This is a genomic window from Pseudomonas sp. NFACC41-3 (assembly GCF_900109505.1).
GTDB classification, from domain to species: domain Bacteria; phylum Pseudomonadota; class Gammaproteobacteria; order Pseudomonadales; family Pseudomonadaceae; genus Aquipseudomonas; species Aquipseudomonas chlororaphis.
The window spans coordinates 437,794-464,412 of record NZ_FOAE01000001.1; the positions used below are offsets into that span (position 1 = coordinate 437,794).

The 26,619-nt window shown below is 63.3% G+C and carries 22 protein-coding genes and 1 other RNA gene; 13 read left to right on the plus strand and 10 right to left on the minus strand.

The genetic code is table 11. From position 1 onward, the window contains the following. Positions 1–153: 153 nt before the first annotated feature. The 5 genes from BMY68_RS01995 to BMY68_RS02015 all read left to right on the plus strand — a co-directional run bounded on the left by BMY68_RS01995 (position 154) and on the right by BMY68_RS02015 (position 9,278). On the plus strand, positions 154–813 hold the full coding sequence (locus BMY68_RS01995) for a GntR family transcriptional regulator (protein WP_009042939.1): 660 nt from the start codon (positions 154–156) through the stop codon (positions 811–813). 2 nt (positions 814–815) lie between these two features. Further along, positions 816–4,304, plus strand: a complete 3,489-nt coding sequence (gene smc / locus BMY68_RS02000) for a chromosome segregation protein SMC (protein ID WP_085530278.1) — start codon at positions 816–818, stop codon at positions 4,302–4,304. A gap of 261 nt (positions 4,305–4,565) precedes the next feature. Further along, positions 4,566–5,414: a cell division protein ZipA gene (gene zipA / locus BMY68_RS02005; RefSeq protein WP_009042941.1), complete on the plus strand. Its 849-nt coding sequence runs from the start codon at positions 4,566–4,568 to the stop codon at positions 5,412–5,414. Positions 5,415–5,543: 129 nt separating this feature from the next. Beyond that, entirely contained in the window at positions 5,544–7,910 is a 2,367-nt protein-coding gene (ligA, locus tag BMY68_RS02010; protein WP_085530279.1) for an NAD-dependent DNA ligase LigA, read from the plus strand. A gap of 201 nt (positions 7,911–8,111) precedes the next feature. Next, positions 8,112–9,278 carry a zinc-binding metallopeptidase family protein gene (locus BMY68_RS02015; RefSeq protein ID WP_085530280.1) on the plus strand — a complete coding sequence of 389 codons (1,167 nt, stop codon included), beginning with the start codon at positions 8,112–8,114 and terminating at the stop codon, positions 9,276–9,278. Between the two features lie 105 nt (positions 9,279–9,383). On the opposite strand, the gene BMY68_RS02020 is transcribed toward BMY68_RS02015, so the two are convergent. Next, the gene (locus BMY68_RS02020) at positions 9,384–9,770 is read right to left on the minus strand and encodes a DUF6124 family protein (protein WP_009042944.1); all 387 of its coding nucleotides are present in this window, start codon (positions 9,768–9,770) and stop codon (positions 9,384–9,386) included. A 661-nt stretch (positions 9,771–10,431) separates the two neighbouring features. On the opposite strand from BMY68_RS02020, the gene ffs reads away from it, so the two are divergent. Beyond that, positions 10,432–10,528, plus strand: an RNA gene (gene ffs / locus BMY68_RS02025) — signal recognition particle sRNA small type. A gap of 92 nt (positions 10,529–10,620) precedes the next feature. Here the strand turns inward: ffs and BMY68_RS02030 are convergent. Continuing rightward, positions 10,621–11,487: a LysR family transcriptional regulator gene (locus tag BMY68_RS02030; protein WP_085530281.1), complete on the minus strand. Its 867-nt coding sequence runs from the start codon at positions 11,485–11,487 to the stop codon at positions 10,621–10,623. Positions 11,488–11,589: 102 nt separating this feature from the next. Between BMY68_RS02030 and BMY68_RS02035 the strand changes: the two genes are divergently transcribed. Next, positions 11,590–12,573, plus strand: coding sequence for a DMT family transporter (locus BMY68_RS02035; protein ID WP_085530282.1), 984 nt, complete (start codon positions 11,590–11,592; stop codon positions 12,571–12,573). Here BMY68_RS02035 and BMY68_RS02040 read toward each other — a convergent pair. Both BMY68_RS02040 and BMY68_RS02045 read right to left on the minus strand, forming a co-directional pair. After that, complete coding sequence (locus tag BMY68_RS02040) at positions 12,507–12,881, minus strand: VOC family protein (protein ID WP_085530283.1); 375 nt, start codon at positions 12,879–12,881, stop codon at positions 12,507–12,509. The genes BMY68_RS02035 and BMY68_RS02040 overlap by 67 nt on opposite strands. Positions 12,882–13,023: 142 nt before the next feature. After that, positions 13,024–13,338 (minus strand): helix-turn-helix domain-containing protein, encoded by a 315-nt coding sequence (locus tag BMY68_RS02045; RefSeq protein ID WP_007922376.1) that lies wholly within the window; start codon positions 13,336–13,338, stop codon positions 13,024–13,026. A 600-nt stretch (positions 13,339–13,938) separates the two neighbouring features. On the opposite strand from BMY68_RS02045, the gene BMY68_RS02050 reads away from it, so the two are divergent. Further along, the gene (locus BMY68_RS02050) at positions 13,939–15,639 is read left to right on the plus strand and encodes a putative bifunctional diguanylate cyclase/phosphodiesterase (RefSeq protein ID WP_009042948.1); all 1,701 of its coding nucleotides are present in this window, start codon (positions 13,939–13,941) and stop codon (positions 15,637–15,639) included. 3 nt (positions 15,640–15,642) lie between these two features. Here the strand turns inward: BMY68_RS02050 and BMY68_RS02055 are convergent, their stop codons facing one another. Next, a complete protein-coding gene (locus BMY68_RS02055; protein ID WP_085530284.1) occupies positions 15,643–16,416 on the minus strand; it encodes a type 2 periplasmic-binding domain-containing protein in 774 nt (257 codons plus the stop codon). Positions 16,417–16,555: 139 nt separating this feature from the next. Here BMY68_RS02055 and dnaX point away from each other — a divergent pair, with 139 nt between their 5' ends. The 5 genes from dnaX (at position 16,556) to BMY68_RS02080 (ending at position 22,374) form a co-directional block, all read left to right on the plus strand. Beyond that, positions 16,556–18,664 carry a DNA polymerase III subunit gamma/tau gene (dnaX, locus tag BMY68_RS02060; protein WP_085530285.1) on the plus strand — a complete coding sequence of 703 codons (2,109 nt, stop codon included), beginning with the start codon at positions 16,556–16,558 and terminating at the stop codon, positions 18,662–18,664. Positions 18,665–18,730: 66 nt separating this feature from the next. Then, positions 18,731–19,069 carry a YbaB/EbfC family nucleoid-associated protein gene (locus BMY68_RS02065; protein ID WP_007922383.1) on the plus strand — a complete coding sequence of 113 codons (339 nt, stop codon included), beginning with the start codon at positions 18,731–18,733 and terminating at the stop codon, positions 19,067–19,069. A 271-nt stretch (positions 19,070–19,340) separates the two neighbouring features. Continuing rightward, on the plus strand, positions 19,341–20,375 hold the full coding sequence (locus BMY68_RS02070; protein WP_009042951.1) for an NADP-dependent oxidoreductase: 1,035 nt from the start codon (positions 19,341–19,343) through the stop codon (positions 20,373–20,375). A gap of 65 nt (positions 20,376–20,440) precedes the next feature. Further along, the gene (gene recR / locus BMY68_RS02075) at positions 20,441–21,043 is read left to right on the plus strand and encodes a recombination mediator RecR (protein ID WP_007922386.1); all 603 of its coding nucleotides are present in this window, start codon (positions 20,441–20,443) and stop codon (positions 21,041–21,043) included. A 182-nt stretch (positions 21,044–21,225) separates the two neighbouring features. Then, positions 21,226–22,374 carry an acyl-CoA dehydrogenase family protein gene (locus tag BMY68_RS02080; protein WP_085530286.1) on the plus strand — a complete coding sequence of 383 codons (1,149 nt, stop codon included), beginning with the start codon at positions 21,226–21,228 and terminating at the stop codon, positions 22,372–22,374. A 107-nt stretch (positions 22,375–22,481) separates the two neighbouring features. Here BMY68_RS02080 and BMY68_RS02085 read toward each other — a convergent pair whose 3' ends face one another. The 5 genes from BMY68_RS02085 to ccoS all read right to left on the minus strand — a co-directional run bounded on the left by BMY68_RS02085 (position 22,482) and on the right by ccoS (position 26,601). Then, positions 22,482–23,030, minus strand: coding sequence for an adenine phosphoribosyltransferase (locus BMY68_RS02085; protein WP_085530287.1), 549 nt, complete (start codon positions 23,028–23,030; stop codon positions 22,482–22,484). 84 nt (positions 23,031–23,114) lie between these two features. Beyond that, positions 23,115–23,849, minus strand: coding sequence for a fumarate/nitrate reduction transcriptional regulator Fnr (gene fnr, locus BMY68_RS02090; protein WP_009042954.1), 735 nt, complete (start codon positions 23,847–23,849; stop codon positions 23,115–23,117). Between the two features lie 307 nt (positions 23,850–24,156). Next, positions 24,157–25,539 (minus strand): oxygen-independent coproporphyrinogen III oxidase, encoded by a 1,383-nt coding sequence (gene hemN / locus BMY68_RS02095; RefSeq protein WP_062823112.1) that lies wholly within the window; start codon positions 25,537–25,539, stop codon positions 24,157–24,159. Positions 25,540–25,694: 155 nt separating this feature from the next. Further along, positions 25,695–26,378 carry a sulfite exporter TauE/SafE family protein gene (locus BMY68_RS02100; protein WP_009042956.1) on the minus strand — a complete coding sequence of 228 codons (684 nt, stop codon included), beginning with the start codon at positions 26,376–26,378 and terminating at the stop codon, positions 25,695–25,697. Then, positions 26,371–26,601, minus strand: a complete 231-nt coding sequence (ccoS, locus tag BMY68_RS02105; protein WP_085530288.1) for a cbb3-type cytochrome oxidase assembly protein CcoS — start codon at positions 26,599–26,601, stop codon at positions 26,371–26,373. Before ccoS ends, BMY68_RS02100 begins: the two co-directional genes overlap by 8 nt. Positions 26,602–26,619: the final 18 nt, after the last annotated feature.

The following is a 26,619-nucleotide window of genomic DNA, read 5'->3' on the forward strand; positions in this document are numbered from 1 at the left end:
TCAACAAGCGCTTTCAAACAGTATTGACCCTCCCGGGCCGCAGTGCCTTTTGCTTATTCCGTGCCAAATTCAGGCCCTTGGGCACTCCGCCATGAGGTAGCAATTGCGCTACACTGCGCCGCTTGTACCGATCTAAGAGTTTGAAGGAAAACCATGACGTTCAAGGCGCCGGACAGCCTCGCCGAGCAAATCGCTCACCACCTCGCCGAACGCATCATTCGCGGCGAGCTCAAGCCTGGGGAGCGCATTCAGGAACAGAAGGTCACGCTGGCCCTCAACGTCAGCCGCGGCTCGGTCCGCGAGGCCCTGCTGATCCTCGAACGCCGTCACCTGATCGCCATCCTGCCGCGTCGTGGCGCCCATGTGACCGAACTCACCCCGCACAAGGTGCAGAGCCTGTGCACCCTGATGAGCGAGCTGTACATCCTGCTGGGCAACTCGGTGGCCAACGGCTGGGAACTGCAGGCCGACATGGCGCCGTTCCTGCAGATCCAGCAACGATTGATCGCCGCCTACGAGCGCCAGGACATCCGCAGTTTCGTCGAAGACAGCTTCAACGTGATGCGCGCCGCCTACCCGTTCGCCGACAACCCGTACCTGCAGGAAACCGTCGAGAACCTGCAGCCGGCGATGAGCCGTGCCTATTTCCTGGCCCTGGAGCAGCGCAAGGCGGAAATGAGCGAATTCCTCGACCTGTTCGAGCAACTGCTGGCCGCCGTGCTGGCCCGTGACCTGCCGACGATCCGCCTGGTGCTGACGGCCTATGCCCGGCGCAGTTGCGACCTGGTAGTCGCCGCCTTGACGGTTGCCTGAGCGTGCGGCTCAAGTGCATCAAGCTGGCGGGCTTCAAGTCCTTCGTCGACCCGACCACGGTGAACTTCCCCAGTAACATGGCGGCGGTGGTCGGGCCCAATGGTTGCGGCAAGTCGAACATCATCGACGCCGTGCGCTGGGTCATGGGCGAGAGCTCGGCCAAGAACCTGCGCGGCGAGTCGATGACCGACGTCATCTTCAACGGTTCCACCAGCCGCAAGCCGGTGAGCCAGGCCAGCATCGAGCTGGTCTTCGACAACTCCGACGGCACTCTGGTCGGCGAGTACGCGGCCTACGCGGAAATCTCCATCCGCCGCAAGGTCACCCGCGACAGCCAGAACAGCTATTTCCTCAACGGCGCCAAGTGCCGCCGTCGCGACATCACCGACATCTTCCTCGGCACCGGCCTGGGGCCACGCAGCTACTCGATCATCGAGCAGGGCATGATCTCCAAGCTGATCGAAGCCAAGCCGGAAGACCTGCGCAACTTCATCGAAGAAGCCGCCGGGATTTCCAAGTACAAGGAGCGCCGCCGGGAAACCGAGAACCGCATCCGCCGTACCCACGAAAACCTGGCGCGCCTGACCGACCTGCGCGAGGAGCTGGAACGCCAGCTCGAACGCCTGCACCGCCAGGCCCAGGCGGCCGAGAAGTACCAGGAATACAAAGCCGAGGAGCGTCAGCTCAAGGCCCAGCTGTCGGCACTGCGCTGGCAGGAGCTTAACGAGCAGGTCGGCCAGCGCGAATCGATCATCGGCAACCAGGAAGTCGGCTTTGAAGCCCTGGTGGCGGAGCAACGCAATGCCGACGCCGCCATCGAGCGCCTGCGTGACGGTCACCATGAGCTGTCCGAGCGCTTCAATCTGGTGCAGGGACGCTTCTATTCGGTCGGTGGCGACATCGCCCGGGTCGAGCAGAGCATCCAGCACGGCCAGCAGCGTTTGCGCCAGTTGCAGGACGACTTGCGCGAAGCCGAGCGTGCACGCCAGGAGACCGAATCCCACTTGGGCCACGACCGCACCTTGCTCGCCACCCTCGGTGAAGAGCTGGAAATGCTCGAGCCCGAGCAGGAAGTCACCAGCGCCGCCGCCGAAGAGGCCGCCGCGGCCCTGGAAGAAGCCGAAACCACCATGCACGGCTGGCAGGAGCAGTGGGACGGTTTCAACCTCAAATCCGCCGAACCGCGACGCCAGGCCGAGGTGCAGCAGTCGCGTATCCAGCAGCTCGAAGGCAGCATGGAACGCCTGGGCGAGCGCCAGCGGCGCCTGGTGGAGGAGCGCGCGTTGCTCGCCGCCGACCCGGAAGACGCGGCGATCCTCGAACTCAATGAACAACTCGCGGCCAGCGAGGCGACCCTGGAAGATTTGCAGGCCAGCGAAGACGCTCAAGTCGAGCGCCTGGAGCAACTACGCCAGGAACTGCATCAGGCGACCCAGGCCCAACAGCAGGCCCAGGGCGAATTGCAGCGTCTCAATGGTCGCCTGGCCTCGCTGGAGGCTTTGCAGCAGGCCGCGCTCAATCCGGGGACCGGCGCCGCGCAATGGCTGCAGGAGCAACAGTTGGCCGAGCGTCCGCGGCTGGCCGAAGGCTTGAAGGTCGAGGCCGGTTGGGAGCTGGCGGTGGAAACCGTGCTTGGCGCCGACCTGCAAGCGGTACTGGTCGACGATTTTGCCGGCTTCGACCTGGCCGGTTTCGAGCAGGGCGACCTGCGCCTGCTCCAGCTGGCGGGCGAGGGCGCGCGGATGCCTGGTAGCCTGCTGGACAAGGTCGATGCCCAGGTCGATCTGGCGCCTTGGCTGGGCCAGGTCAAGCCGGTGGAAAGCCTTGAGCAGGCCCTGGCGTTGCGTGGCCAACTGGCGGCCGGCGAGAGCCTGATCAGCCGTGACGGGTTCTGGGTCGGCCGGCATTTTCTGCGGGTGCGCCGCGCCAGCGAAGCGGAAAGCGGCATGCTCGCGCGCAACCAGGAAATCGAACAACTGAGCCTGGAGCGCGACGAGCGCGAAGCCAGTGTGGAAGACCTGGAAACCCGGTTGCAGAACCTGCGTGCGCAACAGCGCCAGCAAGAGAACGGTCGCGAACACCTGCGCCGTCTGTTGCAGGACGAAGCCCGACAGCAGGGTGAATTGAAAGCCAGGCTTTCTGCCGGCAAGGCCAAGGCCGAACAACTGGCCCTGCGCCGTACCCGCCTGGATGAAGAAGTGGCGGAGCTGGGCGAGCAGCGCGCGGTGGAACACGAGCAAGTGGGCGAAGCCCGTCTGCAGTTGCAGGAAGCCCTCGACAGCATGGCCCTGGACACCGAGCAGCGCGAATTGCTGCTGGCCCAGCGTGACAGTTTGCGCGAACGCCTGGACCGGGTGCGCCAGGAGGCGCGCCAGCACAAGGATCACGCTCATCAGTTGGCGGTGCGCCTGGGGTCGCTCAAGGCCCAGCACGATTCCACCCGCCAGGCCCTGGAGCGCCTGGAGCTGCAATCGGAGCGTCTGACGGAGAAGCGTGAACAGCTCAGCCTGAACCTGGAGGAGGGCGCCGCGCCGTTGGAAGAGCTGCGCCTGAAACTCGAGGAATTGCTGGAAAAACGCATGACCGTCGACGTCGAGCTCAAGAGCGCGCAGATCGCCATGGAAGATGCCGACCGCGAATTGCGCGACGCGGAAAAACGTCGGACCCAGGCCGAGCAGCAATCGCAGTTGATCCGTGGCCAGCTCGAACAGCAGCGCATGGAATGGCAGGCCCTGAGCGTGCGTCGCAAGACCTTGCAGGACCAGTTGCTGGAAGACGGCTACGACTTGCAGGGCGTGCTCGCCACGTTGACCGAGCAGGCCAGCGAGAAAGAGGCCGAGGAAGAACTCGAGCGGATTGCCGCGCGTATCCAGCGCCTGGGGGCGATCAACCTCGCGGCCATCGATGAGTACCAGCAGCAGTCCGAGCGCAAACGTTATCTGGACGCCCAGGACGCCGATCTGGTGGAAGCCCTGGAAACCCTGGAAAACGTGATTCGCAAGATCGACAAGGAAACCCGTAATCGTTTCAAGGATACCTTTGATCAGATTAACGGCGGTCTACAGGCGCTCTTTCCAAAAGTTTTCGGTGGCGGCAGCGCTTATTTGGAACTGACGGGCGAAGATCTACTCGATACAGGGGTAACGATCATGGCGCGTCCGCCCGGGAAGAAGAACAGCACCATTCATTTGTTGTCCGGTGGTGAGAAAGCATTGACGGCCCTGGCGCTGGTATTTGCCATCTTCAAGTTGAACCCGGCGCCGTTCTGCATGCTCGACGAAGTTGACGCCCCGCTGGATGACGCTAACGTTGGACGCTACGCAAGGCTGGTTAAAGAGATGTCGCAGACGGTGCAGTTCATCTATATCACCCACAACAAGATCGCCATGGAAATGGCCGATCAATTGATGGGCGTGACGATGCACGAACCCGGCTGTTCGCGCCTGGTAGCAGTGGATGTCGAGGAGGCGATGGCGATGGTGGACGCCTGATATCCGGGCGACCAAAGCCGGTATGTAAGTGACAAGTAAGAGGTTTTTACCTGTGCCGAGTACTGGCTGATCGACATATTGAATGAAGCCGTTGCGACAGACGGTGTAAAGTTGTCTTTGGTCGTGCTAGTTTAATGTCAATTTTTCCTATACGTGGGCAAAAGGCCAGTCAGAACATAGAGTTGGCGCCACGTTTTAAAGCGGTTTGCAGTTTGCTAAACCTCTTATTTTTCAGCATTTTTCATAGAGGCACGGGATTACATGGAAATCGGTCTGCGCGAGTGGCTGATCGTCATCGGCATCATTGTCATTGCCGGTATTCTTTTTGATGGCTGGCGCCGTATGCGCGGCGGCAAAGGAAAGTTGAAATTCCGCCTGGATCGTAGCCTGTCCAACCTGCCGGACGACGACAGCAGTGCCGAACTGCTGGGCCCGCCCCGCGTGCTGGATACCCATAAGGAACCGCAACTCGACGAGCACGACCTGCCGTCGATGAGCGCGCCGGCGCGCGAACCGCGCGAATCCGGTTCCAAGCGTGGCAAGCGTGCCAGCGAGCCACAACAGGGCGACCTGAACCTCAACCTGGATCTGGACGGCGGCCCGAGCTTCAGCAGCCGCGACGATGACTTTCCGGATGAAACCAAGGCTTCCGGTTACGCCGACAAGGACCAGCCGCAAGCCGAAGAAGTGCTGGTGATCAGCGTGATCTGCCGTGACTCCGGCGGCTTCAAGGGCCCGGCGCTGTTGCAGAACATCCTGGAAAGCGGCCTGCGTTTTGGCGAGATGGATATTTTCCACCGTCACGAAAGCATGGCCGGCAACGGCGAAGTGCTGTTCTCCATGGCCAACGCGGTCAAGCCGGGCGTATTCGACCTGGATGACATCGACCACTTCAGCACCCCGGCGGTGAGCTTCTTCCTCGGCCTGCCAGGCCCGCGTCATCCGAAACAGGCTTTCGACGTGATGGTGGCCGCGGCGCGCAAGCTGTCCCAGGAGCTGAATGGCGAGCTGAAGGATGACCAGCGCAGCGTGCTGACCGCCCAGACCATCGAGCACTACCGTCAGCGCATCGTCGAATTCGAACGTCGCGCCCTGACCCAGAAGCGCTGAGCGCTTCGCGAGCCAGCCGCTCCGGCATAACCCTTGGCCTGCCGGAGCGGGCTCGCGATAGGGCCGAAGGGCCCACCCAGACAAATATTGAGCAGCCTAGGCTGCTCTTTTGCTTTTTGAGAGAACACCATGACCTCCGCCGAAACCCGCATTCTTGAGCTGCGCGCTGAGCTGGATCAGCACAACTATCGCTACCACGTACTCGACGAGCCGAGCATTCCGGACGCTGAATACGATCGCCTGTTCCATGAGCTCAAGGCACTGGAAGCCGAACACCCGGAGCTGGTCAGCAGCGACTCGCCCACCCAGCGCGTCGGCAGCGCGGCGCTCTCGGCCTTCACTCAGGTGCGCCACGAAATCCCCATGCTCAGCCTGGGCAACGCCTTCGAAGAAACCGACATGCGCGAGTTCGATCGCCGGGTGACCGAGGGTCTCGACCTGCCGGCGGGCGATCTGTTCGGTGGCGGGGCTGCAGTGGAATACAGCTGCGAGCCGAAGCTCGATGGCCTGGCGGTCAGCCTGCTGTATCTGGACGGCGTGCTGGTGCGCGGCGCGACCCGCGGCGACGGCACCACTGGCGAAGACATCAGCGTCAACGTGCGCACCGTGCGCAACATCCCCCTGAAGCTGCACGGCAGTGGCTGGCCGGCGACCCTGGAGGTGCGCGGCGAGGTGTACATGTCCAAGGCCGGTTTCGAGCGGCTCAATGCCGCGCAGCTGGAAGTTGGCGGCAAGACCTTCGCCAACCCACGGAACGCCGCGGCCGGCAGCTTGCGCCAGCTGGACTCGAAGATCACCGCCAGCCGCCCGCTGGAATTCTGCTGCTACGGGATCGGCCAGGTCACTGCGGATATCGCCGACACCCATATCGGCAACCTGGAGCAGCTCAAGCGCTGGGGCATGCCCGTCAGTCGCGAGCTGAAACTGGCCAAGGGGATCGACGAATGCCTGGATTACTACCGCGATATCGGCGAGCGCCGTAATGGCTTGCCTTATGAAATCGACGGTGTGGTGTTCAAGGTCAACAGCATTGCCTCGCAGCGCGAGCTGGGCTTCCGGGCTCGCGAGCCGCGCTGGGCGATCGCTCATAAATTCCCGGCGATGGAGGAGCTGACCGAGCTGCTGGACGTGGAATTCCAGGTTGGCCGCACCGGCGCGGTGACCCCGGTGGCCCGTCTGAAACCGGTCAAGGTGGCGGGTGTCACCGTCTCCAACGCGACCCTGCACAACATGGACGAAGTGGCGCGCCTGGGCCTGATGATCGGCGACACCGTGATCATCCGTCGTGCGGGCGATGTGATTCCGCAAGTGGTGCAGGTGGTCGCCGAGCGTCGTCCGGAAAATGCGCGCAAGGTGCATATCCCGCAGACCTGCCCGGTGTGCGGCTCCCATGTCGAGCGCACGCAGTTGATCAAGCGCAGCAAGGGCAAGGAAACCATCAGCGAAGGCGCGGTGTACCGCTGTGTCGGTCGCCTGGCCTGTGGCGCGCAGCTCAAGCAGGCGATCATCCACTTCGTTTCCCGTCGGGCGATGGATATCGAAGGGCTGGGCGACAAGACCATCGAACAGCTGGTGGACGAAAAGCTCATTGGTTCGCCGGCCGATCTCTACAAGCTCAAGTACGAGCAGATCATCGATCTGGAAGGCTTCGCCGAAGTCTCCAGCAACAAGCTGCTCAAGGCCATCGAAGACAGCAAGAAGCCGGGCCTGGCGCGTTTCATCTACGCCCTGGGCATTCCCGATGTGGGCGAGGAGACGGCCAAGGTCCTGGCGCGCTCCCTGGCCTCGCTGGAGCGCGTGCAGCAGGCCTTGCCGGAAGTACTGACCTACCTGCCGGATATCGGCCTGGAAGTGGCTCACGAGATTCACAGCTTCTTCGAGGACAGCCATAACCAGCAGGTAATCGGTGCCCTGCTCGATCCGCAGCAGTGCGGGCTGCAGTTGCAGGATCAGGGCGACTTGGGCGCGGAGTTCGCTGCCAGCACCACCCTGGGTGGCATGCTCGACAAGTTGAACATTCCATCGGTGGGGCCGGGTGCGGCGCAGAAGCTGGCGGACAAGTTCGCGACCCTCGACGGTGTGGTCAAGGCGGACTGGCTGGACATGCGCCAGACCCTGCCGGAGAAGCAGGCCAAGGCCGTGCGCGAGTTCTTCGACATCGCGGAAAACGCCGAGCGGGCACTGGCCATCGAGGCGCAGTTGCAAGCCTTCGGCATGCACTGGCAGAGCGAGAAGAAAGTGGTGGAAGGGCTGCCGCTGGCCGGTCAGACCTGGGTGCTCACCGGCTCGCTGGAGCTGATGAGCCGCGACGTGGCCAAGGACAAGCTGGAAAGCCTGGGCGCCAAGGTCGCCGGTTCCGTTTCGGCCAAGACCCACTGCGTGGTGGCCGGCCCCGGTGCCGGCTCCAAGCTGGCCAAGGCCAACGAATTGGGCCTGAAAGTGCTGGACGAAGAAGCCTTCGTGGCCTTCCTCGGCCAGCACGGCATCTCGGTATAACCCTGTAGCCGCTGCCGAAGGCTGCGATCGGTCGCACAGCGGGCGTTGCTCTGTTGGGCGCCAGAAGGTCCTGCGGACCTTGTCGCAGCCTGCGGCAGCGGCTACATGGAATGGCGTTCCCCGGCAGGAGCGCCCTGAAGGTGATGGAACGATCATCTCGTCCATATGATCTAGTCTTGGCACGCCCAGGGAGAGATCGCCATGTACCGCTTCTTCGAACAGCTCAGTTCCCGTATCGCCGCACCCTTTGTCCGTGAAGACAGCCGCAACAGTAAGGTCTGGCGGTGTCGCTGTGGGCAATCGCTGTTCTTTCGCAACAGTCAGTGCCTGGCCTGTTCGGCGGCCCTGGGTTATCAGCCCGAGCAGAGTCGCCTGTCGTCGCTGCAGCCAGGACCGGAGGCCGATACCTGGCGGCTGGACGTCGATCCGCAAGCCGGGCTGTTCCGGCGTTGCGCCAACCTCGATACCGCGGCAGCCTGCAACTGGCTGCTGCCTGCGCATGGCGCCGCTACCCTGTGTGTGGCGTGCAGGCTGAACCGGACCATTCCCGATCTTGGCGTGCCGGAAAACCCCGAGCGCTGGCGCATGGTGGAAATCGCCAAGCGCCGCCTGGTGGCGCAACTGGTGAGCCTGGGCTTGCCGCTGATCGCCAAGGCCGAGGATGAAGAGGCCGGCCTGGCTTTCGATTTTGTCGGCATCGATCTGCAGGGCAGGGCGCCCATGACCGGCCACGCCAACGGCCTGATCACCCTCGACATCAAGGAGGCCGACGATGCGTATCGCGAGCAGGTGCGGGTACAGATGCGCGAACCTTATCGCACCTTGCTCGGCCACTTCCGGCATGAGGTGGGGCATTACTACTGGGATCGCCTGATCGCAGGCAGCCATTGGCTGGAACCCTGTCGCGCGCTGTTCGGCGACGAACGCGCGAGCTACGCCGAAGCCCTGGACCGGCATTACCAGCAGGGCGCACCGAGCGATTGGTCGCAGACCTGCGTCAGCGCCTACGCCACCATGCATCCCTGGGAAGACTGGGCGGAAACCTGGGCCCACTACCTGCACATGATGGACGCGGTCGACACCGCGCTGGGCTTCGGCATGAGCGCCCGGGAAATGGACTTCGACTACCAGCCGTTCCCGCTGGATACCCTATATGACCCGCAGCACCCTGGCGGCCCGGCGTTCCTCTCTTTTGTTAACGCCTGGATCGAACTGGCCGGCATGCTCAACGAACTGTCGCGCAGCATGGGCCAGCCGGATTTCTATCCCTTCATCCTGCCGCCGGCGGTGATCGCCAAGCTGCACTTCATCCACCTGGTGATCCAGCAGGCCGGCGGCAAGGCCGACGCAGCACTCGAACAAGCCTGAGCTCACCATCTGCTTCTGTAGGAGCGAAGCTTGCTCGCGATGGCATCCCCACGGTCTGCTTCCACACCGCGTCGCCTGCATCGCAAGCAAGCCCCTGGATCGCGATCAGCGGCTGGTACGCACGCCATCGAGCAAGGCATCGACCACCGCGCGAGCCATCTCCACGGAATGCACCATGGACCAGATCAGCCCGCGTTCGATGCCGCTGCCCTGTTCGGTGATTTCATCCGAGACTTCTTCGGCGCATTTGAGCAGTAGCGAGACGTGCATCAAGGCTTCTTCGGCATTCACCCCGGCCTGCACCGCGAACAGCGGCCGTTGCTGGGCGTCATGCAGGCCGAATGGCTGGCTGCGGGTTTCTTGCAGTTGCGCCAGCAGCGGTTGTTTCTGGTCGTTGAGCGACAGGAGCAGGGAGGCATTGGCTGCATCCAGTTCAGGGTCGCGTAATCGGCGCGGGGTGGTGAAGGGTGGGTCGGGGACGAGCTTTTTCATGTGGGTACCTACGACTCTCTGAAAAGTGAAAGCCGCCAGTCTCGCTTCCACACGAGAGGGTGGCAGCCATGCGTGGGTGTGGAAGACCGGGGAGTCCTTGGTACCCAAAACCCGGCGCACTCGAAAGTGCCCCACGCATGGTCGCCATAACACGGATCTGCGGACGCAAAACGCCAGCAGTCGCTGTTGAGCGCTGTACCAATGACTTTTCCGGACTTCCACATCCGGGTCGTTGAAATTGCAACGACCCCCGCAGACTGCCCGATCAAATTCAGGGGTACAACCCGCCCAAAGGCGTTCCAGAGTTTCTAGGAAACCCCTTACAAAACAAAGCGAAAAATCGACTGCCGGCTCGCCGCAAAACTGCCATCTCGCTCATGCGCGGTCCCTGTAGCCGCTGCCGCAGGCTGCGATCGGTCGCGCAGCGGCCGCAATGGCGGACAACAGGGCGTTTCGTTGCTGCTCGACAAATGGTTGGCGACGGCTTCGCCGTCGAGCGCAGCCTGCGGCAGCGGCTACAGGAATCGACAAGCGAGCGGGGTAATGATCCAAGTACTTGAAGCCGTTCAGATTTTTTAATCTTTACAGAGCGGTTGTAACTTCGCCGCAGATAGGTACAATGGCGCGGCTCGCCGTCAGGTGAGCATCGTTATGGTGACCCCATTGGTCCCCTCGCAACGATCAGCCGTGAACCCGGTCAGGCCTGGAAGGGAGCAGCCGCAGCGGTGACATTGTGTGCCGGGGTGTGGCTGGTGGGGTTGCCTCCATAACGCCCTCTGTCGGTCCTCGACGAATATTCTGAATTCTCCCCCTGTTTTATCCTGATCTGGCCTCTCGCCGGTCGCTCGTTTCATTTCCCCAATCGTTCCTGCAATAACTGCGCAAACGCGTCCCGTGCGGTGTGGCGTTGTATTTCCTTGTTCCAGACAAAACGAATGTCGATCGGCTGCAGGTCGGCGAAGCGGTGGCGCGCCAGGCCCGCGGACAGGGTGTAGCGGTCGAGCACGCCTTCCGGGGCCAGGGTCATGCCGGCGCCAGCGCTGACGCAGTCGATAATGGTGCCCCAACTGGCGTAACCGATGATGGTCGCGGTCACGTCGTGAGCGTTCAGCCAGTGCTCCAGGGCGCGGCGGTAAGGGCAGCCGCCGGGCCACATGAACAGGGTCTGGTCTTGCAGGTCGCGCGGGCTCAGTACGGGCGCGGCGTGGGCGCTGGTAACCAGCACCAGGGGCTCGTTGTAGAGAGCGGTGCGCTCCAGTTTCGGGGGGAGGGTGTCGACCGCGACCAGTGCGCCGTCGATCCGGTGATGTTGCAGTTCCTCGAACAACTGCGACCAGGTGCCGGTTACCAGCTCCAGAGTGACCTGTGGAAAGCGCTGATGGAATTCCGCCAGCAACGGTGGCAAGCGCCCGCCAGCGCAGGATTCGATGGCGCCGATGCGCAGGATACCGCTGGGTTCGGCCTTGCGGTCGACCGCCCGTTTGGCCTCATCCACCAGGGCCAGGATGCGCTCGCTGTAGCCGAGAAAGATTTCCCCGTCCGGACTGATTCTCAGCCCGCGGCCGGCGCGGATAAACAGGCAGGTGCCCAGCTCGCCTTCCAGTTGCTTGAGGCGGTTGGTGATGTTGGAGGGCACGCAATGCAGTTGTTCGGCCGCTCGGGCAATGCTGCCGGTGCGGGCGACCGCTTTCACCATTTTCAGTTGGCTCAGTTCCATTGCTCATTTCCAGTGAGGTCTGGTCTCAGTATCCGTTAATTGTGGTGAGTTGTGGCGGGCGGGAGACTGAAGGCCTTCCTTGTGCTGCCGAGTGCCTGTGTCTTGAACATCTCTCCTGCGTTGAAGCTGGTCCTGGCGACCGCCGCGGTCATTCTGTGTTGGGCCTACTCCCCGGTGGGTATCCACATCGGGCTGGAAGGCTACGAACCTGGCCATCTGGCGTTGCTGCGCTTTCTGATTGCCTCGCTGTTCATGGGGGCAATCGCCCTGGTGAAAAGAATCTCCCTGCCGCGTTGGCGCGATCTGCCCTGGTTGCTGGTGCTGGGCTTTTTTGCCATCGCCCTGCATCACGTCAGCCTCAACTATGGCCAGCAGGGGTTGAGCGCGGGGGCATCCAGTGTGCTGGCGCAGTCGGCGCCGATCTTCAGCACCCTGATTGCGTTTTTCTGGTTGAGGGAGCCGGTCAGCGGCTGGCGCTGGGGGTGTGTCGGGCTGGGGTTGCTGGGGGCGGTCGTGGTGGTCTGGGGCGACCAGGGCGTGGCGTCGATCGAGCCCCGGGGATTGCTGGTGCTGCTGGCGGCCTTCTCCTGGGGCTTGTACTTCGTTTTGCAGCGGCGCTATTCGGGGCGTTACGACCTGCTGACCACCGTGTGCTACATGGTCTGGGCCGGCACCTTGCTGTTGAGCCTGTATTGGCCGGGGCTGGCGGTCGCGGTGGTCCAGGCGCCGTGGCGGGTGAACCTGGCGGTGTTGCTGCTGGGGCTGTTTCCCAGTGCGCTGGCTTACCTGGCGTGGGCCTATGTGCTGGCGCGGGTCGAAGTCAGCCGGGCATCCATCGCCATGTACCTGATACCGCCGATCGCCATGCTGCTGGCGGCGCTGGTCCTGCATGAGCGGGTGCATGGCGCGGTGATCGTGGGCGCGGCGATCGTCCTCGGCAGTGTGATGGCGATGCAGTTGGAGGGGCGCTGGGCGCGGCGCCGCTCTGTGCTGCCGGGCTCTATCGGCACGGCTCCTGTTCACTCCGGGGTGAGGCAAAACACCCTGAGCCGATGCCCGTCCGGGTCCAGGGCGACGAAGGTGTAGCCGAAGTCCAGGGTGGTCGGGGCCTGGGCGATGTTCACGCCGGATTCGGCCCATTGGCCGTGCAGCAGGTCGACGGTCTGCTTATCGGCCACGGCCAGGGCCAGTTCGCCGCCACTGCCGGTGACTTGGGTGGCTGGTTCGACATCCTGTCTGGACCAGAGGCCGAGCTTGAGCCCCGAATCAATAATAAACAGGGCAAAGGTCGGCGACAGCTCGACCGGTGGCCTGTCCAGCAGGCGGCTGTAAAAGTTGGCGCTGGTGGCGGGGCTGTCGACGTAAAGCAGAAGGTAAGTGCTGGTAGCGATCATCTGGACTCCTGGAGTGGTTGGGCTGCGCACGCCAGCTTAAGGGGCGCCGCTGTCAGTTCCTGTCAGGAGTCATCTGGGGGAAATGAAGAGGAGGCAGGCTATCGGCTTCGATAGGGCTGCCTCCTCTGCGTGTTGCTCGGCTCTAAGGCTTGGACAAGGCCAGGTCTACCGCTGCTATCAGCTTTCCCAGGTCCTTCGGGGTGGCTTTGTGAATGACACCGAACAGATACGCCCGCTGTTCGTCTTCGTCGCCCAGATCTGCGAAAAAGGCTTTCAGCTTCACCCCGAGTACATCGGCCAGCAGGAACAGGGCTTCCACACTGGGGGTGTAGGTGCCGGTTTCGAAGCGGCTGATGGTTTTAGGGTCAAAACCGGTTTTTTCGCCTAGTTCAGCCTGAGTAAGCCCCGCTACCTTGCGGTAACGCCTGATGGCTGGACCCAAACTTGAAATTTGCATCGCTCAATTCCCATTTAGAATCAAGAACTTAACGATAAATCTTTGCATTAGGCAACGCCATGATTCATCACCTTGCCTTGCAAAATGTGATGCAATTCGTAGAATCGACGCTTCGGACAGGCATTTGGTGATCTAGTTTCAGAAGATGAACTGATGAAACAAGAACTCATTGCATTTTCCTTGTTCACCAGAATCGAGGGTATGGCGCAGGCGCGAACGTCTCGCTGATGATTGCCAGTGTCCCACCCGCCAAATTCGGCTGATCCCTGACTGATTTTAGTTGATCTTCGTCGATTCGAAGATCAATGACGGTGCGGGTCACTGTACGGTTGCAATTGTGTCAGGTGGGGCGAGACGGTGCGCCATTTTTCTCGGTCGGCCTCTTGCCGGCTTGTCTGGGCTGGCATTGTCGAATGCTGTCTATGGAGTTTTAACGTGCGTCTGAATGTGCCGGTCACCTCTGTTCAGCAGATACCTTCGGAGCAGCAGCCTAAGCCTGCCTGGGTTTGCGAAGTGAGTGAGGATGAACGCCCAAACATCTCTTCCGGGCCTCGTGCCTTGGTCGAGCGGTTCAACCGCTAGCGACAGTGAGCCAGACTCATGGATGAGAAATACCGCAGGGCCGTGGATGCAGCCGCCATTTTTTCCGAGACCGACCTGACCGGCCGGATCACCTACGTCAACGACCAGTTCTGTTCGATTTCCGGCTACAGCCGTGAAGAGCTGCTGGGCGCCAATCACCGGATCCTCGGCTCCGGCCTGCACCCCCCCGAATTTTTCAGCAGCATGTGGCGCACCATTGCCCTGGGCCAGGTCTGGAAGGGCGAGATCTGCAACCGGGCCAAGGATGGGACCTTGTATTGGGTCGACAGCACCATCGTGCCCTTGCTCGATGAGGCCACTGGTCGGGTCCAGCGTTATGTGGCGATCCGTTTCGATATCAGCGAAAAACGGCGCTTGTTGCACTCGCTGCAATGGCGGGTCGGGCACGATGTGCTGACTGGTTTGCCCAACCGTTCCTTTCTGTCCGACCTGCTCAACCAGGCGCTGGACTACTCGCGCAAGGAGAACATTGCGCTGGCGGTGTGCATGCTCGATCTCGACGGCTTCAAGGCGGTCAACGATGGCTACGGGCATGCCAGTGGCGACCTGTTATTGGTGGAGGTAGCGGCGCGCCTGCGCTCGATCATTCGCGGCGAAGACGTGGTGGCGCGGCTGGCCGGGGACGAGTTCGTGCTGATCCTGCGCCATGTGCGCGACATTCGCGAGTTGCGGGCGGCGCTGCACCGGGTGCTGGGGGTGATCGCCACGCCTTATCTGATCCAGGACAAGGAGATCAACGTCTGCGCCAGCATCGGCGTCACGCTGTTTCCCGCCGATAACGACGATGCCGACACCTTGCTGCGGCATGCCGACCAGGCGATGTACGTGGCCAAGCAGAGCGGGCGCAATCGCTTCCACTTGTTCGATGTGTCGCGCGACCGCGAGGTCAAGGCCACCCACCAGACAGTGGAGCGGGTCCGGCAGGCGCTGGCGGCCGGCGAGCTGTGCCTGCACTTTCAACCCAAGGTCAACATGCGCAGCGGCGAGGTGGTGGGTTTCGAGGCGTTGCTGCGTTGGCAGCATCCGCAGCGGGGCATGGTTGCGCCTCGGGAGTTCCTGCCGTTGGTGGAGGAGACCGACCTGATCGTCGATATCGGCGAGTGGGTGATGGAGCAGGTCATGGCCCAGTTGCGGCAATGGCAGTTGGCCGGACAGCGTTGGCCGGTCAGCGTCAATATCGCCGCGCGGCATTTCCAGCGGGGGGATTTCGTCGACCGGCTCAAGGCGGTGCTCGAGCGCCATCCGCAGATTGCCCCGCAGTTGCTGGACCTGGAAATCGTCGAGGCGGTGGCGGTGGAGAATCTCCAGCACGTCAGCGCTTGCCTCGAGGCCTGCCAGGCGCTGGGTGTGCAATTCTCCCTGGGGGATTTCGGCACCGGGCATTCGTCGCTGAGTTACCTCAAGCGCTTGCGCACCCAGACCATCAAGATCGACCGCATGTTCGTGCGCGACATGCTGCACGACAAGGGCGACCTGGCGCTGACCCAGGCCCTGATCGGCCTGGCCCGGGCGTTTGATCGGCAGGTGGTGGCCGAAGGCCTGGAAACCATGGAGCACGGCGAGTTGCTGATGTCGCTGGGCTGCGATGTGGCGCAAGGCTATTTCATCGCCCCGCCCATGCCGGCCAGCGAGGTGCCGGGCTGGGTGGCGACCTTCCTGCCGCCGCTGGAATGGTGTCCGCAGGACGAAGCCGGCTGACAGCTACGGCGCCCCATAGCTTTGCGGGGCGCTCTCGGTCGGCCTGTGGCCGGTGTACAAACCGATGATGTCGTTGATCTCTCCTGACATCTTCATGCGCAACAAGGTGCGCAGCACTCGTTGCACCGGTAGCGCCGGATCGTTGCGGATGACGCAGCCGACCGCCTGTTCCTGCAGGACGGCCACGCCATGCAACTGCTGGTCGGGTGGCAGGGTCTGATTGAACCAGTCCAGCGTCCATTGGTTGCTCACCGCGTAGCGGTAGCGGCCGGCCCAGAGTTTTTGCAGCACCTGTTCCTGGTTGCGCGCGTCGTCGCGGAGCAACTGGCGGCTGTCGAACAAGGGTTGCAGGGAAGGGTAGGTGTAGCTGAGGACGGTGCCGATGGGCTGCATCGGTAGCTCCCCGGGAATGACCGGGAGCGGGGGACGCTCGTGGCTGACCAGCAGGTCGCGCTGGACGAACAGCGGGATGCTCCAGATGTAATCGCCGGACGGGTTGGGCAGCCAGGGTTGGGCGACATAGCAGCGGACATCGATTTCCTTGTGGTCCATGGCTGCCTGCACGCGGGCCCGGGCCAGGACATGGAATTCGGCCGGGTTGCCGACCTGGGTGGCGAGGCTGGCCATCAGGTCGTGGAGAATGCCCTGGGTGGGCCGGCCACGTTCGATCTGTACCACGGGCATGGCCCAGCTGTCGGGGATCGAGAAGCGCAGGGCCGGTTCTGCGGCAAAACCATTCATGGCAACCAGCAGAAAGGCGCCCAAGGCTAAACGCATAGAGTCTCCACGCAGGAAAAGGCCGCTGACAAGCCCGACAAAAAGCAGCTTAGCCAGATTAGACGAGCGCACCGGATGCAATTTCGCCCTTGCTCCGCTAGCATTACGGGCTTCCGCTTCCCAGTTGCGACGGTTTTCGATGAGTTATCAGGTTCTTGCACGTAAATGGCGTCCGCGCTCGTTTCGCGAAATGGTCGGCCAGACCCATGTGCTCAAGGCTCTGATCAATGCCTTGGACAGTCAGCGGCTGCACCATGCCTATCTGTTTACCGGCACCCGCGGGGTGGGCAAGACCACCATCGCGCGGATCATTGCCAAATGCCTGAACTGTGAAACAGGCATTACCTCCACGCCCTGCGGCACCTGCTCGGTATGCCGCGAGATCGACGAAGGGCGTTTCGTCGACCTGATCGAGATCGACGCCGCGAGCCGGACCAAGGTCGAGGACACGCGCGAGCTGCTGGACAACGTGCAGTACGCCCCGAGCCGCGGGCGCTTCAAGGTCTACCTGATCGACGAAGTGCACATGCTGTCCAGCCACTCGTTCAACGCCTTGTTGAAGACCCTGGAAGAGCCGCCGCCTTACGTCAAATTCATTCTGGCGACCACCGACCCGCAGAAACTTCCGGCAACGATTCTTTCGCGCTGCCTGCAGTTCTCCCTGAAGAACATGACCCCGGAGCGAGTGGTCGAGCACCTGACTCACGTGCTGGGCGTCGAGAACGTGCCGTTCGAAGACGACGCGCTGTGGCTGTTGGGCCGCGCCGCCGACGGTTCGATGCGCGATGCCATGAGCCTCACCGACCAGGCCATCGCCTTCGGCGAAGGCAAGGTCATGGCCGCCGATGTGCGGGCGATGCTCGGCACCCTCGATCACGGCCAGGTCTACGACGTCCTGCATGCGCTGATCGACGGCGATGCCAAGGCCTTGCTCGAGGCCGTGCGCCACCTGGCCGAACAGGGTCCGGACTGGAACGGCGTGCTGTCGGAGATTCTCAATGTCCTGCACCGCGTGGCCATTGCCCAGGCCTTGCCGGACGGTGTCGACAACGGGCATGGCGACCGCGACCGGGTGCTGGCCCTGGCCCAGGCGTTGCCGGCCGAAGATGTGCAGTTCTATTACCAGATGGGCCTGATCGGCCGGCGCGACCTGCCGCTGGCGCCGGACCCGCGGGGTGGTTTCGAGATGGTCCTGCTGCGGATGCTGGCCTTCCGGCCAGCGGACTCGGCAGACGCGCCGAGACAGCCGCTAAAGCCAGTGGGGATCAGCCAGGCCACAGTTGATTCCGCCCAATCCGTGGCTGGCGCAGCCGTTGCTGCGCCGGTAGTTGCCGCCGTCGCGCCAGTGGTCGAGGCCGCTCCCGTGGCCGCACCTGCCGCGGCCCCGGTTGCAACGCCTGCACCTGTTTCTGCAGCGCCGGTGGCGCCTGCACCGCAACCGGTGGTCGAGACGCCGCCAGAGACAGCGCCTGTCGTCGCCGAAGAGGTGATCGACCTGCCGTGGAACGACCCGGTCGAACCGGTCGTCGCGCAGCAACCGGCCATCGAGCCCGTGCTGGAAACCGCCGCGGAGCAGCCTGAGCTGACTCCGATGCCGACCCAGACCCCGGACAGCGTGGTGCCGGATGCGCCGGAATGGGTCAGCGCCCCGGTGCCGGAGCCCAGCGTTGCCGAGGTCGATGCCGCGACACCGGGGATCGACCTAGACGACGAGCCGCCGCTGGACGAAGACTACATCGAGCCAGACATGGATTCGGCCTACAGCTACCTGGACGAACTGGCCAGCGAGCACGCCGCCGATCCCGAGCCGGAACCCGAGCCGTTGCCAGCCGCCCAGCCGGCCACCGGCCTGGCGCTGGAGTGGCTGGAGCTGTTCCCCAAGCTGCCGATTTCCGGGATGACGGCGAGCATCGCCGCCAACTGCACCTTGATCGCCGCCGAGGGCGATAACTGGTTGCTGCACCTGGACCCGGCCCACAGCGCCCTGTTCAACGCCACCCAGCAGCGGCGCCTGAACGATGCCCTGAACCAGTACCACCAGCGCACGCTGACGGTGAGCATCGAGCTGATCAAGCCCGAGCAGGAGACCCCGGCCCAGGCCGCGTCACGCCGCCGGGCCAATCGCCAGCGCGAGGCCGAGGAGTCGATCCACGGCGATCCGTTCATCCAGCAGATGGTGCGGGAGTTCGGCGCGGTGGTCCGTCACGATACTATTGAACCTGTCGAGGCCCTGGTCAGCCAGGGTTAATAACTGAAGGGCGCCGGGCCTTGAGGCCGGGTGCTGTTTTTATCCAAGTACTTTGAGGTGATTCCCATGATGAAAGGTGGCATGGCCGGCCTGATGAAGCAGGCGCAGCAGATGCAGGAAAAAATGGCCAAGATGCAGGAAGAGCTGGCCAACGCCGAAGTCACCGGCAAGGCGGGTGGCGATATGGTCACCGTGGTCATGACCGGTCGTCACGACATCAAGCGCGTGAGCATCGACCCAAGCCTGCTGGAAGGCGTCAGCGAAGATGACCGCGAAGTGCTGGAAGATCTGTTCGCCGCCGCCGTCAACGACGCCGTGCGCAAGATCGAAGCCAACAGCCAGGACAAGATGTCCGGCGTGACCGCTGGCATGCAACTGCCACCGGGTATGAAACTGCCGTTCTGATTCGCGCCCGCGCATCGGTCGGACTTGAAAATGCCAGGCATCGCGCCTGGCATTTTTGTTTGTGGCGCCTGTAGCCGCTGCCGCAGGCTGCGATCGAGCGCGCAGCGGTCGTCATTCAGGCGATGGGGTCTGGCTGGATGATTGCGGTTGCCGTGCAATCGATCGCAGCCTGCGGCAGCGGCTACGGGATGAGAAACATCGAACGCCGATCGCAGTACGATGGTCTGCACTCTGTATGGCCCGATTCAATTCTCGATAAGGAGTTGCTCTGATGTCGCAAGCATTGACCCTCAACCAGCGCATTGTTCTGGCCTCCCGGCCCCAGGGCGCCCCTGTGCCGGAAAACTTCCGCCTGGAGCGGGTGGCGCTGCCGGACCTGGCGGATGGCCAGGTGCTGCTCAAGACCCTTTACCTGTCGCTGGACCCTTATATGCGCGGGCGCATGAGTGATGCGCCGTCCTACGCCGCCCCGGTGCAAATCAACGAAGTGATGACCGGCGGCGCGGTGAGCCGGGTCGAGCGCTCGCTGAATCCGAAATTCCAGGAGGGCGACCTGGTGGTAGGCGCCACCGGATGGCAGAGCCACAGCATTTGCGACGGGCGTAACCTGATACCGGTGCCGGCGGGTTTGCCCAGCCCTTCGATGGCCCTGGGCGTGCTGGGTATGCCGGGCATGACCGCCTACATGGGCCTGATGGACATCGGCCAGCCCAAGGCCGGGGAAACCCTGGTGGTGGCCGCGGCGTCGGGCGCCGTGGGCTCGGTGGTGGGGCAGGTGGCCAAGATCAAGGGGCTGCGGGTGATCGGGGTGGCGGGCGGTGCCGACAAGTGCCGCTATGTGGTCGAGGAGCTGGGGTTCGATGCCTGTATCGACCATCACAGCCCGGACTTTGCCGACGAACTGGCGCAAGCCTGCTCCGAGGGCGTGGACATCTACTTTGAAAACGTCGGTGGCAAGGTGTTCGATGCGGTGCTGCCGTTGCTCAACCCCAAGGCGCGGATTCCGCTGTGCGGGCTGATCGCCCAGTACAACGCTCAGGAGTTGCCGCCAGGACCTGACCGCCTGCCACTGTTGCAGCGCCAGCTGTTGACCAAGCGCGTGCGCATCCAGGGGTTTATCGTGTTCGACGACTACGGCGATCGGCAGCCGGAGTTTGTCAGCGCCATGGCGCCCTGGGTGCTGCAGGGCAAGGTCAAGTTCAAGGAAGATGTGGTCGACGGCCTGGAGCACGCACCGCAAGCCTTCATCGGGCTGCTGGAAGGGCGTAACTTCGGCAAGCTGGTGGTGCGGGTCGCCCCGGACTGAGCATTTGACGCTAATCGGAGGCGCGGGTATAAACCGCGTCTCGTCGTTTTGTCGGACCTTTACCCATGAGCTTCAGCCCCCTGATTCGCCAACTGATCGACGCCCTGCGCACTTTGCCGGGCGTGGGTCAGAAAACCGCCCAGCGCATGGCCTTGCAGCTGCTGGAGCGCGACCGCAGCGGCGGTACGCGATTGGCCCAGGCGCTGAGCCAGGCCATGGAGGGCGTCGGCCACTGCCGCCTGTGCCGCACCCTGACCGAGGACGACCTGTGCCCGCAATGCGCCGATCCGCGGCGCGACGACACGCTGCTGTGCGTGGTCGAGGGACCGATGGATGTCTACGCGGTGGAGCAGACCGGTTATCGCGGTCGCTACTTCGTGCTCAAGGGCCACCTGTCGCCGCTCGACGGCCTGGGCCCCGAAGCCATCGGCATCCCCCAGCTGCTGGCGCGAATCGAAGAGCAAGGCAGTTTCACTGAGGTGATTCTGGCCACCAACCCGACGGTGGAAGGCGAGGCGACCGCCCATTACATTGCCCAGCTGTTGACCAACAAAGGCCTGATCACCTCGCGTATCGCCCATGGCGTGCCCCTGGGCGGCGAGCTGGAACTGGTGGACGGCGGCACCCTGGCGCACTCGTTTGCCGGGCGCAAGCCGATCGCGCTGTAAGTGTTTCGGCTGCGAGCAAAAAACTACTGTAGGAGCGAGCTGGCTCGCGATGGCCGCCCGACCTGGCGCACCGCGTCGCCTGCATCGCCAGCAAGCTGGCTCCTACAGGTGGTTCGGGCGGTCCTTCTTGAAAACCAAGCAAGCGCTAGGTAAGTTTCCTCAACCTTCAGAGGAGCTTGCCGATGTCTGCCTGCCAGGAATACTTCGACCCTAGCCATCAGTTGGTCCGCGACAGCGTTCGACGTTTCGTCGAGCGGGAAATCCTCCCGGACATCGATCAATGGGAGGAGGCGCAAGGCTTCCCCCGCGAGCTGTACCTCAAGGCTGGCGCGGCCGGCATCCTCGGTATCGGCTATCCAGAAGCCCTGGGGGGCAGCCATGAGGGCGACCTGTTCGCCAAGATCGCCGCCAGCGAGGAGCTGATGCGCTGTGGCTCCGGCGGCCTGGTGGCGGGCCTGGGCTCGCTGGACATCGGTTTGCCGCCGATCGTCAAATGGGCGCGCCCCGAGGTTCGCGAGCGGGTGGTGCCGCAGGTATTGGCGGGGGAAAAGATCAGCGCCCTGGCGGTCACCGAGCCCGGCGGCGGTTCGGACGTGGCCAATCTGCAGACCCGGGCGCTGCGTGACGGCGACTTCTATCGCGTCAGTGGCAGCAAGACCTTTATCACCAGTGGCGTGCGCGCCGATTTCTACACGGTGGCGGTACGTACCGGCGAGCCCGGTTTCGGCGGCATCAGCCTGCTGCTGATTGATAAGGGCACGCCGGGATTCACCGTCGGCCGGCAACTGAAGAAGATGGGCTGGTGGGCGTCGGATACCGCCGAGCTGTTTTTCGACGATTGCCGGGTGCCGGCCAGCCACTTGATTGGCGTCGAGAACCTGGGCTTCGCCTGCATCATGGGCAACTTCCAGAGCGAGCGTCTGGCGCTGGCCTTGATGGCCAACATGACCGCGCAGTTGGCGCTGGAAGAGAGCCTGAAGTGGGCCCGGGAGCGCGAGGCCTTTGGCAAGCCCATCGGCAAGTTCCAGGTGATCAAGCATCGCCTGGCGGAGATGGCGACCGCGCTGGAAGTGTCCCGCGAATTCACTTATCGCCAGGCGGCGAAGATGGCGGCGGGCCAGAGCGTGATCAAGGAGATTTCCATGGCCAAGAATTTCGCCACCGATGCCGCCGACCGCATCACCCACGATGCCGTGCAGATTCTCGGCGGGCTGGGTTACATGCGCGAAAGCCTGGTGGAGCGGCTGTATCGCGACAACCGCATCCTGTCCATCGGCGGCGGCACCCGGGAAGTGATGAACGAAATCATCAGCAAGCAGATGGGGCTGTAGGGCTATTGCTTCGCGAGCAAGCTCGCTCCTACAGGGGAATGCAAGCGACTGTAGGAGCGAGCTTGCTCGCGATAGCGTCGGGCCTGACTACTCAAGGGCGGAGTGATTTACCGCTCGCTCAACGAGAACTGCGTCAGGCAGAAGGTTGGAATGTCCAGGTCGCGCAGGCGTTGCGAACCGCCCAGCTCAGGCAGGTCGATGATGGCGGCGGCTTCGTAGACGCTGGCCCCCATGCGGCGCACCAGGTTGGCCGCGGCGATCAAGGTACCGCCGGTGGCGATCAGGTCATCGAACATCAGCACCGAATCGCCTTCGCACAGGCTGTCGGCATGTACTTCCAGGAAGGCTTCGCCGTATTCGGTCTGGTAACCCTCGGCAAGCACATCGGCCGGCAGCTTGCCTTGCTTGCGGAACAGGATCAGCGGTTTGTTCAGTTGATAGGCGATGATCGAGCCGATCAGGAAGCCGCGGGCGTCCATGGCACCGACGTGAGTGAAGTCTTCTTCGACATAACGCTGGGCAAAGGTGTCGGCGACCAGGCGCAAGGCCTTGGGCGACTGGAACAGGGGAGTGATGTCACGGAAGATCACGCCCGGCTTGGGGAAGTCGATGACTGGGCGGATCAGGGATTTGATGTCGAAGGAGTCGAAGGCCATCGTGGCGGTGTCCTGGCGGGCATGAAGTGGAGCGCGCCAGTATAGCCCCGACCGAGCCGCTTGGCTCGGACGGGGGGCTCTGCCTCAGCCTTCCAGGGAGCCGCCGGCGAGGGCGCACAGCTGGATCGGATCGAGAATGTGCACCTCTTTGCCTTCGGCGGCGATCAGCGCGTTCTGCTGGAAGCGGGTGAACACCCGGGACACGGTTTCCACCGCCAGGCCCAGATAGTTGCCGATCTCGTTGCGCGACATGCTCAAGCGGAACTGGTTGGCCGAGAAGCCGCGGGCGCGAAAGCGTGCCGACAGGTTGACCAGGAAAGTGGCGATGCGCTCGTCGGCGGTCTTTTTCGACAGCAACAGCATCATCTGCTGGTCGTCGCGGATCTCGCGGCTCATCACCCGCATCAGCTGGCGGCGCAGTTGGGGCAACTGCAGGGCCAGTTCGTCGAGGCGTTCGAAGGGGATTTCACAAACCGATGTGGTTTCCAGGGCCTGGGCGGAAACCGGGTGGATCTCGGTGTCCATGCCAGACAGGCCGACCAGTTCGCTGGGCAGGTGGAAGCCGGTGATCTGTTCTTCGCCGCCGTCGCTGAGACTGAAGGTCTTCAGCGCACCGGAGCGCACTGCATAGACGGAGTCGAAGGCGTCGCCCTGGCGAAACAGGAACTCGCCTTTTTTCAGCGGGCGGCCGCGTTTAACGATTTCGTCCAGCGCATCCATGTCTTCCAGATTCAGAGAAAGTGGCAGGCAGAGGGGGGCCAGGCTGCAATCCTTGCAATGGGCCTGGTTGTGAGCGCGCAGTTTTACTGGCTCGGACATTCAATAGAATCCTTGTGGGAAAACACACATAAGCCGTAAGGGTAACTCACGGGAGGAGGTTCCGGCCAGTCCGTGCCGTATTGGCGCTTAGTCGTAAAGCTGTCCGTTTGTAGCTTCCAGGCCACTGCGGAAAAATGCGCTCGTGCAGTCCATTCAGGGTATTTCCAGCGCTGACCGTCACTTGCAGCCGCCGATTATCCCAGCGTCAAGTATCAGGCTTGTTTGCGCCTTGTCTGTCCCGACATTTTTTGCCCGCCACCTGCGACAAGTTGCCGCGCCGAACGGTCGGGCCGCGGCTCATGACGCCCTAGATGACCCGGGAAAAACGCTGTCGATTCTGTTGCTCCAGATACGTGTCGAACACCATGCACACCGAACGCACCAGCAGGCGCCCGGCCGGCAGCACTTCAATGCCTTGGTTGCTCAGCTTGATCAGGCCGTCTTCGGCCATGGCTTGCAGTTGCGGCCAGAGGTCGCCGAAGTAACCGCGAAAGTCGATGTTGAACTGCTGCTCGATGGCCTCGAAGTCGAGGCTGAAATTGCAGATCAACTGCTGGATCACCGCGCGCCTGACGCGGTCGTCCTGATTGCACACCAGGCCGCGGCTGGTGGCCAGTTGCGCGCCACCCAGCAGGTTCTGGTACTGGGTCAGGTCGCTGCTGTTCTGGCAGTACAGGTCGCCGATCTGGCTGATGGCCGAGACGCCCAGGCCGATCAAGTCGCAGTGGCCGTGGGTGGTGTAGCCCTGGAAATTGCGTTGCAGGGTCGACTCTTCCTGGGCGATCGCCAGCTCGTCGTCGGGCAGGGCGAAATGGTCCATGCCGATGTAGCGGTAACCCGCGGCCGTCAGTTGTTCGATGGTGCGCTGCAGCATCTGCAGTTTTTCCGCCGGTTCCGGCAGCTCGTGGCTGTTGATCCGCCGTTGCGGCATGAAGCGCTCCGGCAGATGCGCGTAGTTGAACACCGACAGCCGGTCCGGCTGCAGGTTGATGACTTCCTCGACGGTGCGGGCGAAGTTGTCCGGCGTCTGTTTTGGCAGGCCGTAGATCAGGTCGATGTTGATCGAGCGAAATTGCAGGGTGCGCGCCGCTTCGATCACCGCCCGGGTTTCCTCCAGGCTCTGCAGGCGATTGACCGCGCGCTGCACCGCCGGATCGAGGTCCTGCAGGCCGATGCTGACGCGGTTGAAGCCCAGCTCGCGCAGCAGGCCCATGGTCGACCAGTCGGCTTCGCGCGGGTCGATCTCGATGCCGTAGTCGCCCGAATCGTCGTCCAGCAGGTTGAAGTGCTGGCGCAGATGGCTCATCAACTGCCGCAGTTCGTCGTGGCTGAGAAAGGTCGGGGTGCCACCGCCGAAGTGCAGTTGCTCGACCTTCTGCCCGGGGTCGAGATGGCAGGCGATCAGCTGGATTTCCTGCTCCAGGCGCTGCAGGTAGGGCAGGGCGCGCCCGCGGTCCTTGGTGATGACCTTGTTGCAGGCGCAGTAGTAGCAGATGTTCGCGCAGAACGGCACATGCACGTACAGCGACAGCGGGCGCAGCGCCTTGCGGCTCTCGCGCAGGGCGTGGAGCAGGTCGAAGGTGCCCACCTGGCTGTGGAATTGCACAGCGGTGGGGTAGGAGGTGTAGCGCGGTCCCGCCAGGTCGTAACGGCGGATCAGATCGGTGTCCCAACGAATGGCGTCGAGCATGCGGGAATTCCCCCGGTAGGCAGGCAGTGTTCGCGAGTCTAGGGGGTTGGCGCCCGGACCATCTTGATTTGCATCAAGGCTGGCGGGGCGCGGAGTCTGTCATACGAGTCTTGCGTCGGCGCTGCCGAAGGCCGGAGGCCGGAGGAAGGGTTGCCTCAGTGCCCCATCAACCAATGCTGATGCGGACCGGGCAAGGTCCAGATGCCGAACAGGATCACCAGCAGGCCACCGGCCATGCGCACGCTGCGCCGGCGCAGCAGCGCGGTGACCCGTTCCGCTGCGAGCCCGGTCGCCAGCAGCACCGGCCAGGTACCCAGGCCGAAGGCCAGCATCAGCAAGGCGCTGTCGAGGGCATTGCCCTGGCTGGCGGACCACAGCAGGGTGCTGTAGACCAGGCCACACGGCAGCCAGCCCCAGAGCGCGCCCAGCAGTAAGGCGCGTGGCAGGCTCGACACCGGCAGCAGGCGATTGGCCACCGGCTGTATATGGCGCCACAGGCCGCGTCCGAGGCTTTCGATGCGGGTCAGGCCGCTCCACCAGCCGGCCAGATACAAGCCCATGGCGATCAGCAGCAGGCCAGCCAGCACACGCAGGGCCATGGCCGCCGGGCTGCTGGCCACGGCCCAGCCGGCCAGGCCGATCAGCAGGCCCGCGGTGGCGTAACTGAGAATGCGCCCCAGGTTGTAGGCCAGCAGCAGGCGAAAGCGCCGGCTGCGTTGCTCCTGGGGAATGGCCAGGGTCAGGGCGCCCATCAGGCCGCCGCACATGCCCAGGCAGTGACCGCCGCCGAGCAGGCCGAGAATCACGGCGGAAACCAGCAGCGGTGCCAGCTCAAGCATGGGGCGGCGCCTGGTCTTTGTGCGGTGGTTGCTCGGCCGTCGGTGAGCCCTTGGCTTCGTCGATCGCGGCGGTGTGCTTGGGGTCCTGGTCGTCGAACAGAATGCTGTGGGCGGGGCCGTCGAGGTCGTCGTACTGACCGCTGTCGACCGCCCAGAAGAAGATGTAGATGGCGATGGCCACGATCAGCAGCGCCGCCGGAATCATCACATAGAGAGCTGGCATGGGTAGGCTCCATGCCCG